The organism is Mesorhizobium sp. NZP2077, assembly GCF_013170805.1.
Lineage (GTDB): Bacteria > Pseudomonadota > Alphaproteobacteria > Rhizobiales > Rhizobiaceae > Mesorhizobium.
In genome coordinates this window covers 4,267,858-4,284,575 of the sequence record NZ_CP051293.1, presented here as the reverse complement: position 1 = coordinate 4,284,575, position 16,718 = coordinate 4,267,858, and the positions used below count along the sequence as shown (strand labels likewise).

15 protein-coding genes and 1 pseudogene are annotated in these 16,718 nt (G+C 62.1%); 3 read left to right on the top strand and 13 right to left on the bottom strand.

Annotated features, from left to right (window positions below; translation table 11 throughout):
- Nucleotides 1-87: 87 nt before the first annotated feature.
- Both gltX and gltA read left to right on the top strand, forming a co-directional pair.
- On the top strand, nucleotides 88-1,512 hold the full coding sequence (gene gltX / locus HGP13_RS21260; RefSeq protein WP_172228793.1) for a glutamate--tRNA ligase: 1,425 nt from the start codon (nucleotides 88-90) through the stop codon (nucleotides 1,510-1,512).
- Nucleotides 1,513-1,695: 183 nt separating this feature from the next.
- Complete coding sequence (gltA, locus tag HGP13_RS21255) at nucleotides 1,696-3,024, top strand: citrate synthase (RefSeq protein WP_095200166.1); 1,329 nt, start codon at nucleotides 1,696-1,698, stop codon at nucleotides 3,022-3,024.
- Between the two features lie 32 nt (nucleotides 3,025-3,056).
- On the opposite strand, the gene lpxB is transcribed toward gltA, so the two are convergent.
- From lpxB to HGP13_RS21190, 13 genes and pseudogenes are all read right to left on the bottom strand, one after another.
- Nucleotides 3,057-4,229, bottom strand: coding sequence for a lipid-A-disaccharide synthase (lpxB, locus tag HGP13_RS21250; protein ID WP_172228792.1), 1,173 nt, complete (start codon nucleotides 4,227-4,229; stop codon nucleotides 3,057-3,059).
- The gene (locus HGP13_RS21245; RefSeq protein ID WP_246707080.1) at nucleotides 4,222-5,121 is read right to left on the bottom strand and encodes an LpxI family protein; all 900 of its coding nucleotides are present in this window, start codon (nucleotides 5,119-5,121) and stop codon (nucleotides 4,222-4,224) included. The genes lpxB and HGP13_RS21245 overlap by 8 nt, the downstream gene beginning before the upstream one ends.
- The gene (gene lpxA / locus HGP13_RS21240; RefSeq protein ID WP_172228790.1) at nucleotides 5,108-5,941 is read right to left on the bottom strand and encodes an acyl-ACP--UDP-N-acetylglucosamine O-acyltransferase; all 834 of its coding nucleotides are present in this window, start codon (nucleotides 5,939-5,941) and stop codon (nucleotides 5,108-5,110) included. Before lpxA ends, HGP13_RS21245 begins: the two co-directional genes overlap by 14 nt.
- A gap of 13 nt (nucleotides 5,942-5,954) precedes the next feature.
- The gene (gene fabZ / locus HGP13_RS21235) at nucleotides 5,955-6,422 is read right to left on the bottom strand and encodes a 3-hydroxyacyl-ACP dehydratase FabZ (protein ID WP_027051879.1); all 468 of its coding nucleotides are present in this window, start codon (nucleotides 6,420-6,422) and stop codon (nucleotides 5,955-5,957) included.
- The gene (lpxD, locus tag HGP13_RS21230; protein ID WP_172228789.1) at nucleotides 6,415-7,470 is read right to left on the bottom strand and encodes a UDP-3-O-(3-hydroxymyristoyl)glucosamine N-acyltransferase; all 1,056 of its coding nucleotides are present in this window, start codon (nucleotides 7,468-7,470) and stop codon (nucleotides 6,415-6,417) included. The genes fabZ and lpxD overlap by 8 nt, the downstream gene beginning before the upstream one ends.
- Before the next feature lie 76 nt (nucleotides 7,471-7,546).
- On the bottom strand, nucleotides 7,547-9,913 hold the full coding sequence (gene bamA, locus HGP13_RS21225; protein WP_172228788.1) for an outer membrane protein assembly factor BamA: 2,367 nt from the start codon (nucleotides 9,911-9,913) through the stop codon (nucleotides 7,547-7,549).
- A gap of 217 nt (nucleotides 9,914-10,130) precedes the next feature.
- On the bottom strand, nucleotides 10,131-11,273 hold the full coding sequence (gene rseP, locus HGP13_RS21220) for an RIP metalloprotease RseP (protein WP_172228787.1): 1,143 nt from the start codon (nucleotides 11,271-11,273) through the stop codon (nucleotides 10,131-10,133).
- 97 nt (nucleotides 11,274-11,370) lie between these two features.
- The gene (locus HGP13_RS21215) at nucleotides 11,371-12,186 is read right to left on the bottom strand and encodes a phosphatidate cytidylyltransferase (protein WP_172228786.1); all 816 of its coding nucleotides are present in this window, start codon (nucleotides 12,184-12,186) and stop codon (nucleotides 11,371-11,373) included.
- Nucleotides 12,183-12,917, bottom strand: a complete 735-nt coding sequence (locus HGP13_RS21210) for an isoprenyl transferase (RefSeq protein WP_172228784.1) — start codon at nucleotides 12,915-12,917, stop codon at nucleotides 12,183-12,185. Before HGP13_RS21210 ends, HGP13_RS21215 begins: the two co-directional genes overlap by 4 nt.
- A 32-nt stretch (nucleotides 12,918-12,949) precedes the next feature.
- Entirely contained in the window at nucleotides 12,950-13,504 is a 555-nt protein-coding gene (frr, locus tag HGP13_RS21205; RefSeq protein WP_111546531.1) for a ribosome recycling factor, read from the bottom strand.
- Between the two features lie 110 nt (nucleotides 13,505-13,614).
- On the bottom strand, nucleotides 13,615-14,337 hold the full coding sequence (pyrH, locus tag HGP13_RS21200; protein ID WP_172234798.1) for a UMP kinase: 723 nt from the start codon (nucleotides 14,335-14,337) through the stop codon (nucleotides 13,615-13,617).
- Between the two features lie 159 nt (nucleotides 14,338-14,496).
- Nucleotides 14,497-15,606 (bottom strand): aldo/keto reductase, encoded by a 1,110-nt coding sequence (locus HGP13_RS21195; protein WP_172228783.1) that lies wholly within the window; start codon nucleotides 15,604-15,606, stop codon nucleotides 14,497-14,499.
- A 52-nt stretch (nucleotides 15,607-15,658) separates the two neighbouring features.
- Nucleotides 15,659-15,994, bottom strand: a pseudogene (locus HGP13_RS21190) (nuclear transport factor 2 family protein); the annotation flags it as partial.
- Between HGP13_RS21190 and HGP13_RS21185 the strand changes: the two are divergent.
- Nucleotides 15,875-16,714, top strand: coding sequence for a LysR substrate-binding domain-containing protein (locus HGP13_RS21185; protein ID WP_246707460.1), 840 nt, complete (start codon nucleotides 15,875-15,877; stop codon nucleotides 16,712-16,714). The pseudogene HGP13_RS21190 and the gene HGP13_RS21185 overlap by 120 nt on opposite strands.
- Nucleotides 16,715-16,718: the final 4 nt, after the last annotated feature.

Sequence of the window (16,718 nt, the reverse complement as noted above, 5' to 3'; positions counted from 1 at the left end):
CACCCCTGACGCCCTATGCTACATGAACGCGCAACGCGCGAAAGTCCGCGCAGCCGCACCCCGCTTCAGATGGTTTCCGAGAGTTCCATGTCCGACAAGGTCGTCACCCGTTTTGCTCCCTCGCCCACCGGCTATCTGCACATCGGCGGCGCGCGCACGGCGCTGTTCAACTGGCTGTACGCCAAGCACACCGGCGGCACGATGGTGCTGCGCATCGAGGATACCGACCGCGAACGCTTCAACGAGGCGGCTACCCAGGCCATTCTGGACGGGCTGACCTGGCTTGGGCTCACCTGGGACGGGGAGGCCATATCGCAGTTCGAGCGCGCCCCGCGCCACCGCGAGGTCGCCGAGGAACTCGTGCGCCTGGGCAAGGCCTACTACAGCTACGAGACGCCTGCCGAGTTGGAGGCCATACGCGAGGCGGCCCGAGCCAAGGGTCTGCCGCCGCGTTACAACGGCCAGTGGCGCGATCGCGATCCATCCGAGGCACCGCCCGGCGTCAAGGGCGCCATCCGCGTCAAGGCGCCCACCGAAGGCGAAACGGTCGTGCACGATCGCGTCCAGGGCGAGGTACGCTTCCCCAACAAGGATCTCGACGATTTCATCATCCTGCGTTCGGACGGCAACCCGACCTACATGCATGCCGTCGTCGTCGACGACCACGACATGGGTGTCACCCACATCATCCGCGGCGACGACCACCTGACCAACGCCGCCCGCCAGACCGTGATCTACAACGCCATGGGCTGGGATGTGCCGTCGATGTCGCACATCCCGCTGATCCATGGCGCCGACGGTGCCAAGCTGTCGAAGCGCCATGGCGCGCTCGGCGTCGAGGCCTATCGCGCCATGGGCTACCTGCCGGAGGCATTGCTCAACTATCTGGCGCGCCTCGGCTGGAGCCATGGCGATGACGAGATAATGTCGATCAAGGACATGATCTCCTGGTTCGACATCGGCGACGTCAACAAGGGCGCGGCCCGCTTCGACTTCGCCAAGCTGGAGGCGATCAACGGCGCGCATATGCGCCGCATGGCCGATGCCGAACTGTTCGACATCTTCATCGCCACCTTGCCCTACCTCAAGGGTGGCCCGGCGATCGCCGCGCGCCTCGACGACAGGAGCAAGGCGCAGTTGCTGGCAGCCCTTCCGGGCCTGAAGGAGCGCGCCAAGACGCTGGTCGAGCTTGTCGACGGCGCCGCTTTCCTGTTTGCCACGCGCCCTCTCCCGATCGACGACAAGGCGGCACTCCTGCTCAATGACGATGCCCGCAAGATCCTGCGTGGCGCTCACCAAGCTTTGAACGCGCTTGCAAATGGCTGGACGGCTGCCGCGGCAGAAGCCGCGATCCGCGACTATGCGCTGGCGGGAGGCCACAAGCTTGGCGCAGTGGCCCAGCCGTTGCGGGCCGCGCTGACCGGCAAAAGCACCTCGCCGGGCGTATTCGACGTGCTTGCCGTGCTTGGGCGCGAGGAAAGCCTGGCGCGCATAGCGGATCAAATCGATTAGGAGCAAACTGGCCCAAGAAGATTGGCATTGAAAGGCGCGTTTCGCAGTGCAACATTAGGCTCTGGCCCAATCTGGCACGCACCTCCTAAAATGCGGTGGCGAATGCGCGCATTGCGGTGATTTCGACGTGTCGCTCTGCAGAATTTGCCTTTGCCGGCATGAGGAAACAAGAAGGAGTTTGCAATGACCGAAGCTGCGAAGAAACTGGATGTGGGCGGCGCGAACCAAGAGGCTATCGCAACGCTTGAATTCGCCGGCAAGACCCATGAATTCAAGGTGCGAAGCGGCTCCGTTGGACCCGACGTCATCGACATCGCCTCGCTCTACAGCACGACCGGCGCCTTCACCTACGATCCCGGCTTCACCTCGACCGCAAGCTGCGAGTCCGAAATCACCTTCATCGACGGCGATGCCGGTATTCTTCTCCACCGCGGCTATCCGATCGACCAGCTGGCCGAACATGGCGACTTCCTGGAAGTCTGCTATCTCCTGCTCTATGGCGAACTGCCGACCAAGGCGCAGAAGGACGACTTCGACTATCGCGTGACGCGCCACACAATGGTGCACGAGCAGATGTCGCGGTTCTTCACCGGCTTCCGCCGCGATGCGCACCCGATGGCGGTGATGTGCGGCGTGGTCGGCGCGCTATCGGCCTTCTATCACGACTCCACCGACATTTCCGATCCTTACCAGCGCATGGTTGCTTCCATGCGGCTGATCGCCAAGATGCCGACGATCGCGGCCATGGCCTACAAGTACCACATCGGCCAGCCCTTCATTTACCCCAAGAACGATCTCGGTTTCGCGGCAAACTTCCTGCATATGTGCTTTGCCGTGCCGTGCGAGGAGTACAAGATCAACCCGGTGCTGGCGCGCGCCATGGAGCGCATCTTCATCCTGCATGCCGATCACGAGCAGAACGCCTCGACCTCAACGGTTCGTCTCGCCGGCTCCTCGGGCGCCAACCCGTTCGCCTGCATCGCCGCCGGCATCGCTTGCCTGTGGGGCCCGGCCCATGGCGGCGCCAATGAAGCCGCGCTCAACATGCTGGGCGAGATCGGCCATGTCGATCACATCCCGGAGTTCATCGCCCGCGCCAAGGATAAGAACGATCCGTTCCGGCTGATGGGCTTTGGCCACCGCGTCTATAAGAACTACGATCCGCGTGCGAAAATCATGCAGAAGACGGCGCACGAGGTGCTGGGCGAGCTCGGCATCAAGGACGATCCGTTGCTCGACATCGCGATGGAGCTGGAAAAGATCGCGCTGACCGATCCCTATTTCATCGAGAAGAAGCTCTATCCGAATGTCGACTTCTACTCCGGCATCACGCTGAAGGCGTTGGGCTTCCCCACCACCATGTTCACCGTGCTGTTCGCGGTCGCCCGCACCGTCGGCTGGATCGCGCAGTGGAAGGAGATGATCGAGGATCCGCGCCAGAAGATCGGCCGCCCGCGCCAGCTCTACACCGGTGCTCCCGAGCGTGACTACGTGCCGATCGCCAAGCGCTGATCAAAGCTGTCATGACCTAAAAAAGGCGCCTTTCAGGGCGCCTTTTTTATATGTCGAAGCACAATGCCCGCCGCGATCTCGCCCGACGGTTTGTCCGTCGCCATGCGCCGCGCGATCTCGGCAAACCCGTCTTTCTGCCAGGCGCGCATGCCGGTGTCGGCGAACAGCGCTTCCAACTGGCGCGCCAGATTGTTCGGCTTGACGTACTCGTTGTAGAACTCCGGGATCAAAGCGCGATCCGAGATCAGGTTGGGCAGCAGCGCCGACCAGACGGAAACGAAATATGGCGCAACGGCACGTGCGATGGGATCGAGCCTGTAGCACGAGACCATCGGCACGCCGGCCAACGCCAGTTCCAGCGACACGGTTCCCGACGCGATCAGCGCGGCATCGGCCTTGCCGAAAGCCTGCCATTTGCGTTGGGGATCAACGATAATCTCGGGTTTTTCATCCCAACGGTTGACCGAGGATTTGACGAGGTCGGCGACATGCGGAACCGTCGGCAGCAACAGCCGCAGACGATGCCCGCGCGCGCGCAGCATCGACACGGTCTCTCCGAACGTATCGACGAGCCGCCGCACCTCGCTGCGCCGCGAGCCGGGCAGGACAAGCAATGTCTTGATGCGGTCCTGGGCAAGATCGCGCGGCAGATCCTGCGCCTTCCCGGCAGCAAGCACACCCGCATCATGCGTCAGGCGATGCCCGACATAGGTGCCGGGCGGGCCGCCCAGCCGCTCGAGTTCCTTCACCTCGAACGGCAGGATGCAAAGGAGATGGTCGACATAGGGCTTCATCGCCAGCGCCCTGCCCGGCCGCCAGGCCCAGACGCTGGGGCAGACATAGTGGATGATCGGTATCGACGGATTGGCCGCACGCACCTTCTTGGCGACGCGCAAGGAGAAGTCCGGGCTGTCGATGGTGACCAGGCAATCCGGCTTTTCCTCAGCGATGGTTTTGGCCAGCTGGCCGATCCGCCTGAAAAGGCGCGGCAGATCGCGCAGGACGGCGCTGAAACCCATCAGCGCGATCTCGCCGGCATCAAAGGGCGACACCAGGCCCAATTCCCCAAGATGCCGGCCGCCGAGGCCGACGAGCCGCACCTCGCGGCCGGTTGCCTGGCGGAGTGAACGCACGATGTCGGCGCCAAGCAGATCGCCTGATTCTTCACCGGCAACGATCGCGATTTTCAGCGCTTTGTCAGCCATACGCAGGCTCCGCCGCGGCCAGGCCGACGATGAACAGACCAAGCTCATTGGCGCGCGCCAGGGTTGTTGGACCTTCAAGGATCAGCGAGCGTCCCGCTTCGACGGCAATGCCGGCGAGCCCGGCCGCATGCGCCGATTCCACCGTCTGCGGTCCTATGGACGGAAGGTCCGCGCGCAGTTCCTGACCGGGCTTGGCGCATTTGACCAGCACGCCGCGGGTCTTGCCTGCGATACGGCCGTGGCCTCGCAACAGTTTTGCGCGGTCGAGCAATCCTGCAGTCCCCTCGATGCCTTCCAGCGCGATGACGCGGCCGCCCACCGCTATAGCTGCCTGGCCGATATCCAGCGCCCCGATGGCCTTCGCCGCAGCGAGTCCGGCTTCGATGTCGCGCCGATCCGAATCCCTAGGCGCTGCTTTCGTCAACACGCCTTCGGCAGCAGCAAGGGTCGGAACGATTTCGTGGGCCCCTACGACCTTTATTCCACGCGCCTCCAAGGCTCGCGCTACGACCTTGAGCAGGCCGTCATCGCCGCGTGCGAGTGCCATGACGACAACCGGTATGACCGCGAGCAGGCTCAAACAGGGGCGAAGACGCGTCAGCCTTGGCCGGCGCTTGATTTCGCCGGCGAGCACCAGATGGGTAACCCGGTGGCGTTTGAGGAGGGGAACAAGCGAGCCGATTGCCTCCAAGGCAAGGGTCTCATGCTCATACAGGCACAATTCCGGCAGACGGTCGGCTTCGCCTTCCATGAGGATGATGAAGGGCGCATAACCCTGCCCGGCCGAGCCGGCCGCGACTTCGACCGGAAGACTGCCGCCGCCGGCGATGATGCCGACCCTGGCATCAGGCGGGAGATCAAGACCAGCAGAAGCTGTCTCAGTCTTCATCATCGGTATCATCGCCATCGCCGCCCTTGAGCGATGGCACTGCATAGTGTCGCTTGCCGCGACTGCTGATGAAATCGATGATCTTCATGGCGGTCGGCGAAGAGGCGAACTCGGCCTTGGCGAATTCGATGTTCTCGCCAACGGTGCGGGAACGGTCGAAAATCGTCCTGTAAGCTTTGCGCAAGAGATAGATTTCGGAACGCGGCAGACCGGCGCGCTTGAGGCCGATGATGTTCAAGCCGCGCAAGCTGGCGCGGTTGCCGACGGCGATGGCGTAGGGAATGACATCACCAACAAAAGCCGAGCACCCGCCGAGAAAGGCGTTGTCGCCGACACGCACGAATTGATGCACGGCGCTGAGGCCGCCGATATAGACATTGTCGCCGATCTCGCAGTGCCCGCCCAGCGTCGCGCCATTGGCGAAGGTGGCATTCTTGCCGACAACGCAATCATGGGCGATGTGGGCATAGGCCAGGAAATTGCCGTTATCACCCACCGTCGTCTCGCCACGGCTGGTGTCGGTGCCGACATGCATGGTGACGCCTTCGCGGATGGTGCAGTTGGCGCCGATGACCAGCGTGGTGCGACCGCCCTTATGCTTGGTGTTCTGCGGCGGCGCGCCCAGTGTCGCCATCGGATAGACCTTGGTCGAGGCTCCTATGGTGGTCGCGCCCAAGACGGAGACATGGCTGACCAGTTCGACACCATCGCTGACCACGGCATCGGCGCTGATATGGCAGAACGGCCCTATGCGCACGCCCTGGCCGACTTGAGCGCCCTCTTCCAAGATGGAGGAAGGATGGATTAAAGTCTTGATTTTCATAAGCACTCGATCGTCAGTCGCCGGTGACCATCATGGCTGAAATCTCGGCCTCGGCCGCCTTGGTGCCATCGACCAGGGCTTCGCAGGCGAATTTGAGCAGGTTGCCGCGCTTCTTGATTTTCTTGACATGGATCTTCAACTGGTCGCCGGGAACGACCGGTTTGCGGAATTTGGCGTTGTCAATGGTCAGGAAATAGACCAGAGACGGTTTCGACGCCCCAAGGCTGCGGATGCAAATGGCGCCTGCCGTCTGCGCCATGGCCTCGACGATCAGCACGCCCGGCATCACCGGCTGTTCTGGGAAATGTCCCTGAAAATGCGGTTCATTGATGGTGACGTTCTTGATGCCGACCGCGGAATTGTCACCATCGATGTCGACGATGCGATCGATCATCAGGAAGGGATAACGGTGCGGCAGAAGCTTCATCAGCCCCATTATGTCAACCGCTTCCAGCGTCGCCGCCGCCACCATATCAGCCATTGTCCTTGCCCTGCTTGCGTGCCCTGGCCATCGTGCGCAACATGGCTATCTCTCGCATAGCTTCCGCCATCGGCTGTGCCGGATAACCGCCCCAGATCTCGCCGGCGGGAACATTGCTCATAAACCCACTTCTGGCGGCAAGCTTGGCTCCTGAGCCGATGGTCAAGTGATCGGCAAGCCCGACACCGCCGCCCATGGTGACATTGTCGCCCACGACCACGGAACCGGAAATACCCGAAAGCCCGGCTACTATGCAATTGCGACCGATGCGGACGTTATGGGCGATCTGCACGAGATTGTCGATCTTGGTGCCCTGACCGATGATGGTATCGGACATGGCGCCGCGATCGACCGTGGAATTCGAGCCGATCTCGACATCGTCCTGGATGACAACCCGACCGATCTGGGGAACGCGTTCCGGCCCCTTGGCGCCGCCCACAAAGCCGAAGCCGTCCTGGCCGATCCTGGCGCCACCATGGATGATGACCCTATTGCCGATCAGCGCATACTGGATACTCGCGCCAGGGCCGACATAGCCGTCACGGCCGATCTGGCAGGACTGTCCAATGACCGCGTTGGGCGCAATGACTGTGCCGCTACCGATCGAGGCGCCTGGCCCGATGACCACGCCCGCCTCGATGATGGCGCCGGCTTCGATATGCGCGGTCGGATCGACATGGGCATGCGGCGATACACCGGTTTCACCAGTCATTGATCCCGGCGTGGCGGCTGTGGGAAACAACAGTCGACCGACCAGCGCGAACGCCTGTTGCGGACGCGGATGGATCAAAACGGCGATGTCAGCCGGTGCCTTGTTGGCGAATTCTGCCGTGCACAGGACCGCGGCCGCCCGCAATGACGGCATCAGCGCCGAATTACGCCTGCCGTCGACGAAGACGAGTGCATCGGCACCGCCTTCGCTGGCCGGTGCCAGCGCCGAGATCGAAACGTCGGATTGGCCGGAATCGACAAGCACCGAGCCGGTCAGATTCGCGACTTCGGCCGCCGTATACCGGCGTGATGGCGCGAAGAACACCGGATCGGTCATTCCAGAAGCTATATCCAGCTAAGTCGGAACATTTTCTCCCGGACCCAATAAATCCGGGAGCATCGTTGGCCGCCGATCAGAAGCGGGTCGAAATGCCGAAGTTGAATTCCTGCACTTTGTCGGTCGCTTCCTTCCTGACCGGGATCGCGTAATCGATGCGGATCGGGCCGAACGGCGAAGCCCACATCAGGCCGACACCAACCGATGCACGCAGCTTCAAGTCCGTCGAGGTCTGACTGACTGAAGTGACATTGCTGCCATAAAGCGTTGCGGCATCGGCAAACACTGCGCCTCGCAACCCAAAGCTCTCCGGAACGACCGGCAACGGGAACTGACCTTCCGCCGAAGCGTTGAAGTAGGTCGTGCCACCGAGATGGTCACCTGTCGTAGCGTCCGCAGGGCCAATGCCGCCATAGGCAAAGCCACGGATCATGCGATCGCTGCTCTGGAACTGATCGAAGATACGCAGACCGTCGCTGCCGTAACCCTCGACATGACCGGCGCCGCCCGAGATGAGGCCGACAAGGTCAAGCTGCTCGGAAAGCGTCTGGTAAACACTTCCGCGCCCCGTGATCTTCACGAACTTTGCATCGCCACCGAGACCGGCCACTTCGACCGTAGTGTTGGCATAGATGCCCTCGTGAGGGTTCTTCATGTCGTCGATAGTATTGTAGGTAAGCCCCAGGCTGACCGAAGATTTGATCCAAGGACTTTGAGCGATGCCATCCAAGATGGCGGTCGAAATCGTGCAGGTACCGTCGGGGTTAGCCGGAGTGGTCGTACCGCAACTGCTATCAACCGAATACTTCTCTTGCGATATATTGTACGCCAGCTGAGTCGTGATGCTGTTGGTGATCGGCAGGCCGAAGCGCACCGTCGCACCCGTGGTATCGCTGTCGTAGTTGCTGTCGTACTGCCTCGTCGACTTGTAGATGTCGAAGCCGGCCGCGATGCGCCGACCGAGGAAATACGGCTCGGTGAAAGAGATAGCGTAGTCGCGCGAATTCTTGCCGCCACCCGCCGACAGCTTGATGTACTGGCCACGGCCGAGGAAATTGCGCTCGGTGATCGAACCTTCGACGGACGGACCCGACGTGTCGCCACCGGTCGAATAGCCGGCACCGATCGAGAATTCACCTGTCGACTTCTCGACCACGTCGACCACCAGAACGACTTGGTCTGGCTGCGAACCGGGGACCGTCGAGATGTCGACTTTCTCAAAATAATTCAGGTCTTCCAAGCGCTTCTTCGCGCGCTGGATGAGCACTTGGTTGAATGCATCGCCTTCGCTGACATCGAATTCGCGGCGGATAACATAGTCGCGCGTACGGTCATTCCCGCGGATCTCGATGCGCTCGATATAGGCCTTGGTGCCCTGGTCGACCGTATAGACCACCGAAATCGTATGGTTCTCGAAGTTGCGGTCGCCGCGCGGCGTCACCTGAGCGAAGGCGTAACCGGAACCGGCCACCTTCTCGGTCAGCGCGATGATGGAGTCTTCGACCTTCTTTGCGTTGTAGACGTCGCCCTTTTGGGTCTCGACCACAGATTCCAGCGACTTGGAGTCAACTTCCGGGATCGTGCTCTCGACGCTGATATCGCCGAAATTGTAACGCTCGCCTTCCTGAACAGTGATGGTGACCGTATATTTGTTCGTCGCATTGTCGAGCTCGCCGACGGCGGACACCACCTGGAAATCGGCGTAGCCGTGATTGTAGTAGAAGCGGCGCAGCAGCTCCTGGTCGGCGCGCAGCTTGTCCTCGTCATAAACGTCATCGCGCAGGATGAACGAAACCCAGGACGAGCGCTTGGTGTTGATCACATCCGACAGGCGGCGGCTCGAATAGGCGCTGTTACCGACAAAATTGATTGCCGCGATCTGCGTGCGGTCGCCTTCGGTAATCTTGAAAACCACATTCACGCGGTTGTCGCCGAGGTCCATGATCTGCGCGGTCACGCCAGCATCGTCTCGGCCGATGCGCCTGTAGGCGGCCTTGACCGCCTCGACGTCGGAATCGAGCGTTGCCTGGGAGAACGTGCCGCGCGGCTTCAGCTGAACGGCCGCCTGAAGCGCATCGTCCTTGAGCTTCTTGTTGCCCTGGAACAGCACCTGGTTGACGACCTTGTATTCGGCAACCTTGACCACCAGCGTCGAGCCGACCTGGTTGATCTGGACGTCCGAGAACAGGCCGGTGCCGAACAACGCCTTGACGGCCGCGTCGATGTCGGAACTGGAGAAGGCCTTGCCCGGCTTGATGGTGATGTAGTTGCGGATGGTTTCGGCGTCGACACGCTGGTTGCCGCTCACCTCCACCCTGCTGACGACAGCGGCTTCAGCCGCCGATGTGGCAACGAATTGCACTGCGAACGCACCTGGTACGACCAAAGCCGCGGACAGTGCCGCCGCGGACGCGGCGTTCAGAAACTTGGATGCTGCCTTCATCGGGCTTAATAACCTTTTCTCGTAGTCCCCACGGCGAGAAAACCGGACGTGCGGTAATTTCCCCTACCGTATTAACCGGATTTTCCCTACACGCAAGGCTTCTGGTTAATTTGTATTTACTTAACCCTGGTGCGTGGCTTTCGCGTCACTCATATCCCCGTGCATGGTAAACGGCGTCTCAACATCAACCATGCCCAGGCCAAATTTCTTCATGATTTCAGCACCCAAACAGATCGTTCCAGAACACGAATCCCATGAAGCACAAGACCAGAAGCAGACCGGCCCGATAGGCCATTTCCATCATCCGTTCCGACACCGGCCGGCGTATGACGGCCTCCACCCCGTAGAACAACAGATGACCGCCGTCGAGGGGGGGAATCGGCAAAAGGTTTAGAAAGCCGATGCCCACGGACAGCAGCGCGACGAGCTGCACCAGCCATTCGAAACCCAGTTTGGCCGCCTTGCCGGCCATGTCGGCGATCTTAACGGGGCCGCCCAACTGGCACTTGTCCTCGCGCCCGACGGCGAAACGCTGCAAGAACTGGCCGGTGCGCGAGATGACGTGGCCTGTTTCCTCAACCGCCGCAGCAACGGCCCCGACCGGTGTGTAGGTGACGAGACGAGGCTGGCCGAGTTCCTTGTTGTTGACGACGCCGATCACGGCGACCTTGACCTTGTTGCCGAGCGCGTCTTGCTGCTCCATCAGTCGCGGGGTCGCGGTCACCGTGACTTCCTTGCCATCGCGCAGCATGACAAAGGTGATCGTATCGCCGGCGCGGCCCGAGACCAGCCGCTGTACATCGCCAAAGGTTTCCACCTTGGCGCCGTCGACGCTGACGAATCGGTCGCCGGGCAGGATGCCCGCCTTTGCCGCCGGACTGTCTGCCGTAACTTCCGCCACCATGGGCTCAGCGACATAACGACCATAGGTGGAAAACAGGACGGCAAAGACGACGATCGCTAGCAGGAAATTGAACAGAGGCCCTGCCGCCACCGTCGCCGCGCGCTTCCAGATCGCCTGGGTATGGAAGGCAACCTTGCGCTCATCGTCGGTCAGCGTTTCCAGCTCATCCGACGTGGGCTGGCTTGAGGTGGCATTCATATCGCCGACAAACTTGACATAGCCGCCAAGCGGTATGGCGCAGAGCTTCCAACGCGTGCCATGGCTGTCGTTGAAGCCGATGAGTTCGGGACCGAAACCGATCGAGAAGGCCTTGACACCGATGCCGCACCAGCGGCCGACGAGGTAGTGGCCCATTTCGTGTACGAACACCACCACGGTCAGCACGAAGAGGAACGGCACGAGTGTGCCGAGAAGCAAGCCGTCCGTGCTGAAAATCGCGTGAAGAATCCCGTTCAACTCATGCCCTCAAATTCTTCCGCTGCCGCGCCGTGACTGTGACATCAATCCAGGCGAATCCAAGGCGTGCCCACATCAGATGGTGGAACGACATCATTCAAATCGGAAACAGCCCCTGTGCCGGATGATCGGCGCCCGCCGAAATCCAGCCAATGACGTATAGGGCGAGCGCCGCCGCGACAAGCCCATCGACGCGGTCCATGACGCCGCCATGGCCGGGAATGAGCACGCCCGAATCCTTGCGGCCATGCCGCCGTTTGACCCAGGATTCGAACAGGTCGCCGGCCTGGGCGACGATTGAAAGCACAAACGCCACAAGGCCAAGCAAGGCCAGATTGCCGGCGCCGGCAGCGGCCGCCAGCATAACCCCGGCGACAACGCCACCGACAGCGCCGCCGAGCGCGCCACTGCGCGTCTTGCCCGGCGAAATCGATGGCGCCAGTTTGGGGCCGCCGACGGCTCGCCCGACGAAATAGGCAAAAATGTCGGTCGCCCAGACGACCGCGAACAGGAACAGGATGGCGATGAGGCCCGAATGGTCGCCATCGCGCAGCAGGGCAAGCGACAGGCCGGAAACGCTGGCGTAGGCAAGACCGCTCGCCTCCCACTGTCCGGTCTTGCGAACCCGGGCAGCTATCGCCGTTGCGGCAATCAGAATCAAGACAAGCAACAGCAGCCAGAAGGCAGGAAGCCCGGCAATCAAGGCGCCAATGAAAACGACGACCAGCGCCTCGGGCAGGAAGCCCAGCCCATTGGCAGCAGCCGGCCGCGACATGCGTGTCCACTCATAGAAGATCATCGCCGACATGGCTGCGCACAGCAGCCTGAAAGGCAGGCCGCCAAGCCAGGTCAGGCCAAGGGCGATGACAGCAAGCACGACCGCTGAAATGACGCGGAGCTGAAGGTTGCTCATCCCGCGGCCGGTCGCGAAGCGACGTCTTGCGGGCCCAACGCGCCAAAGCGGCGCTCGCGGCCGGCAAATTCGCGCAGGGCTTCGGCGAGGTGCTCGCGGTTGAAGTCCGGCCAATAGCAAGGCAGGAAGACCAGCTCGCTATAGGCAGCCTGCCACAAGAGGAAGTTGGACAGGCGAAGCTCGCCGCTGGTGCGTATGACCAGCTCCGGATCGGGAATGCCTTGCGTGTCGAGACTGCCGGCAAAGCTTTCCGCTGATATCGATTCGGGGTCGATTTCGCCGCGCGCCACGGCCGCGGCAAGTTTGCGCGCCGTGCGAACGATCTCGTCGCGCCCGCCATAGTTGAAGGCGATGACCAGCGTCAGCGCTTCGTTGCGGGCGGTGAGCGATTCGGCCTCGTCGAGCAGCCCGCGGATGTCAGCCTGCAGCCCTGCCCTGTCGCCGATGATCCTGACCCGCACGCCGCTCTGGTGCAGTTCGGCGAGGTCACGGCGGATGAACAGCTTCAACAGCCCCATCAGATCGCTGACTTCGGACTTCGGCCGCGACCAGTTTTCCGACGAGAAAGCGTAGACGGTCAGGAAGGAGATGCCGAGATCCGGTGCCGCGCGCACCGTCTTGCGCAGGGCCTCGACGCCGGCGCGATGACCGGCAAGCCTCGGCATGCCGCGCGCTTTGGCCCAGCGTCCATTTCCATCCATGATGATCGCGACATGCGCGGGCGTTGTCATGATCTCGCTTTCGGGTCAGCCGGCGGCCAACCCTAAACCTGCATGATCTCAGCTTCCTTGTCGGAAAGCAGATGATCGATGGTGCTGATCGTTTCGTCGGTAAGCTTCTGGACCTGGTCGGAACGCTTGCGTTGATCGTCCTCGCTGATGTCGCCATCCTTCTCCGCCTTCTTCAGGAAGTCCATGCCGTCGCGGCGCACATGGCGCGCGGCGACACGAGCGTTCTCGGCGTAGCCATGCGAGATCTTGACCAGTTCCTTGCGGCGTTGCTCGTTGAGTTCAGGCAGTGGGATCCGGAGATTGGTGCCGTCGACGATCGGGTTGAAACCCAGATTGGATTCGCGGATGGCGCGGTCGACGGCCCCAACCATCGACTTGTCCCAGACCGACACCGAGATCATCCGCGGTTCCGGCACCGAGACGTTGGCCACCTGGTTGATCGGCATGGAGGTGCCATAGGCCTGCACCTGGATCGCATCGAGCAGATTGCTGGAGGCGCGACCGGTCCGCAGCGAAGCCAGATCATGCTTGAACGCGGCGATTGCCCCATCCATGCGCCGCTTGAGATCGTCGTACTCACCACTCATCTTAGTCTCCTCGACCCGTCTGACGCGGGTTCACTGCTTTGGGGCAAGCCCCATCTTCGAGCCTGATTTTCGAAAGCCGGTTTCCCGTCTTTTCGGGATCAGACCCCGGATCAATCGTCCGCGACGACCGTGCAGCGGCCGCCGCCCCTCAGAATATCGCCGAAACCACCCTGTTCGTGGATCGAATAGACGATTATCGGAATGTTGTTTTCGCGCGCAAGTGCAATCGCAGCCGTATCCATGATGGAAAGGCCGCGTTTTATGACTTCACCATGGCTGATGCGCTCGAAACGGGTCGCGTTCGGGTCCTTCTTCGGGTCGGCCGAGTAGACGCCATCGACCTGCGTGCCCTTGAACAGCGCATCCGCGCCGATTTCAGCCGCGCGAAGCGCTGCGGCCGAATCAGTGGTGAAGAACGGATTGCCGGTGCCGCCGGCAAAGATCACCACCTTGCCCTGGTTCATGTAAGCGTCTGCCTGGCGCTGCGAAAAGCTTTCGCACAGCTCAGGCATGGCGATCGCGGACAGTACGACGGCGTCGACGCCGATCTTGTTCAGAGAGGTGCGCAGCGCCAGCGAGTTGATGACCGTGGCAAGCATGCCCATGTGGTCGCCGGTGACGCGGTCTCCGCCCTTGGAGGCGACTGCCACGCCGCGGAAGATATTGCCGCCACCGATAACGACGCCGACCTCGATGCCCAGCGCACGGGCCTCGGCGATGTCGGCGGCGATGCGATCCACGACCGAGACGTCGATGCCAAAATGCTGTTCGCCCATCAACGCTTCGCCCGACGCTTTCAACAAGACACGTCGGTAGAGGGGCTTCACCGTCATCTGGTCCTCGTCATTTTGCATGTGGTCGCGCCTGGGCCGGCCGCCCTCGCGCAGGCGCCGCGCCCGAACATTGGCACGATGCCGAGTTCCGATACACGAAGGGCGCCGCGATGTCACGCGGCGCCCAACCGGCAATTGACGGCAATCCTGCCCGATCGATCAGTTCGTGGACACGCTGGCCGCTACGCCCTCGACAAGCACCGGCAATGGATAGCCTGAGGGCTTGTCGCCGGTTGCAGCACCGCCCGTGACACGCGCCTGTATCTGTTGCCCGAAATAGGAATAGGGGAACGGCGCAGGGGTTCCGCTGACCTCCTCAAGCCGGTCGCGAAGCCCTGCCGGGATCTCGAAGTCCAGCGCGCCAAGATTGTCCTTAATCTGGCTGAGCGCCGTCGCACCGAGGATGACGGTGGCAATCCCCGGCTGCGTCGCCACCCAGTTGAGCGCGACCTGCGGCATGCTGCGGCCAAGTTCGGATGCGACTTTCTCGAGTTCGGCCACGATGGCCCAGTTGCGCTCCGTGAACTTCTGGAAGCCCGGATGCGTCGAATTGCGGAATCCGTCGAGCCGGCCCGCATGTCCGGCCTGGGCCGGTCGATACTTGCCGCTGAGCAGACCGCTGGCCAGCGGGCTCCAGACCATGATGCCGGCGCCGTGGCGCGTGCCGAATGGCACGAACTCGTTCTCGATCGCGCGTTCGGCCAGGGAGTATTCGAGCTGCAAGGCCGAAACCGGCTCATATCCGCGCAGTTCGGCGATCGCCTGTGCCCGCCCCGCATACCAGGCCGGCACATCGGACAGGCCGACATGGCGCACCTTGCCCATCCGCACCAGGTCATCCAGCGTGCGCATGACCTCTTCGGCCGGCGTAAGCTGGTCCCACACATGCATGAGATAGAGATCGATATAGTCGGTACCCAACCGCTTCAGCGAAGCATCGACCGCCCGCATGATGTTCTTGCGGCCATTGCCGCCGGCATTCGGATTGCCGGGATGCATGTTCATGGAGAACTTGCTGGCGATCACCGCGCTGTCACGTAAGCCCCGCTCGGCGATGAATTCGCCAAGCCAGGCTTCGGCCGTGCCGCCGGTGTATAGGTCCGCCGTGTCGAAGAAATTGCCGCCTGCCTCGACATAGGCGTCGAACATCGCGCGGGCTGTATCCCTGTCGGCTCCCCAGCCCCATTCCTTGCCGAAAGTCATCGTGCCCAGCGCCAGCCGGCTGACCCTGAGGCCGCTGTTGCCGAGAGTGTAATAGGTCATGGCCATGATCGCTTCCAATGCTTGATGGTGAATGCCGCGGCGTCACCGGCCCAGAGCGTCACTGGCCAGGGGTTGCCTTGACCCAACGGTTGCCGCGCTCATGCGTCTTGCGGAACACAAAGCCGTCGACCTTCCAGCCGGCGGAGGAGCGCGTCAGGTGATGCTCATAGGTGCCCCAGACTTCCCAGAGCGGATCGCCATTGCCCTCCATCCGGTTCCAGGCATAGCCGTTCGACCGGACAGTCGCCCTGTCCGCCTCCAGAACGACCTGGTGATTTGTGCGCAGGTGCAGGCTCGTCTTGCTGCCCTTGAGGTTGCCGGCCCAGGCGCCGATCAGATCGTCGGAGGCAATGTTGCCCGCAGGTTGTCCGGACAGGCTGCTGAAATCGGCGGTAACCCGATCCGCGAAATAGCTGCCCGCCAGGACCGCATCCGCGCCATCAAGGGCCAGCCCTCTGGCCTACTCAGGCTCAATGTTCCCAACCTCGCCATTCCCCTGGCCGTGACGCCCATGGTCGCGGCAATGGCGGAACGCTATCCGGATGTTACAATTGAATTGCTGACGGACCAGGGGCTGATCGACATTGTCGGCGAGGGTTTCGATGCCGGCATCCGGCTGGGCGAGATGATTGCACAAGACATGGTCACGGTCCGGCTGACGCCGCCGTTCAAGGCGGTCATCGTCGCCTCTCCCGCCTATATCGGGCGGCATGGCCATCCGCGCAGCGTCGCCGATCTCGCCGACCACAATTGCATCGGCTACCGGCTGGTTCGCTCGGGTGCGCTCTATCGTTGGGATCTGACCGAAGACGGCAAGGATGTCGTTGTGGAGGCGAAGGGCACGGTCATCGTCACGGATTCACTGGCCGCGATCGACCTGGCGCTTGCAGGCGTCGGCCTTGCCTACATGTTTGAGCCGCTGGCGCGGGCGGATCTTGCAGCCGGCCGCCTTGTGCAGGTTCTGCCGCAATCGGCCATCGAGGAACCTGGCCTGTTCCTCTACTTTCCACGCCGGGCGGCGATGGCGCCGAAACTGCGGGCCTTTATCGACACCGCACAAGAAATCGGCCGGGCATCCCTGCGGACATCCGGCCGAAAAACGCTGTCGGAATAAAGCG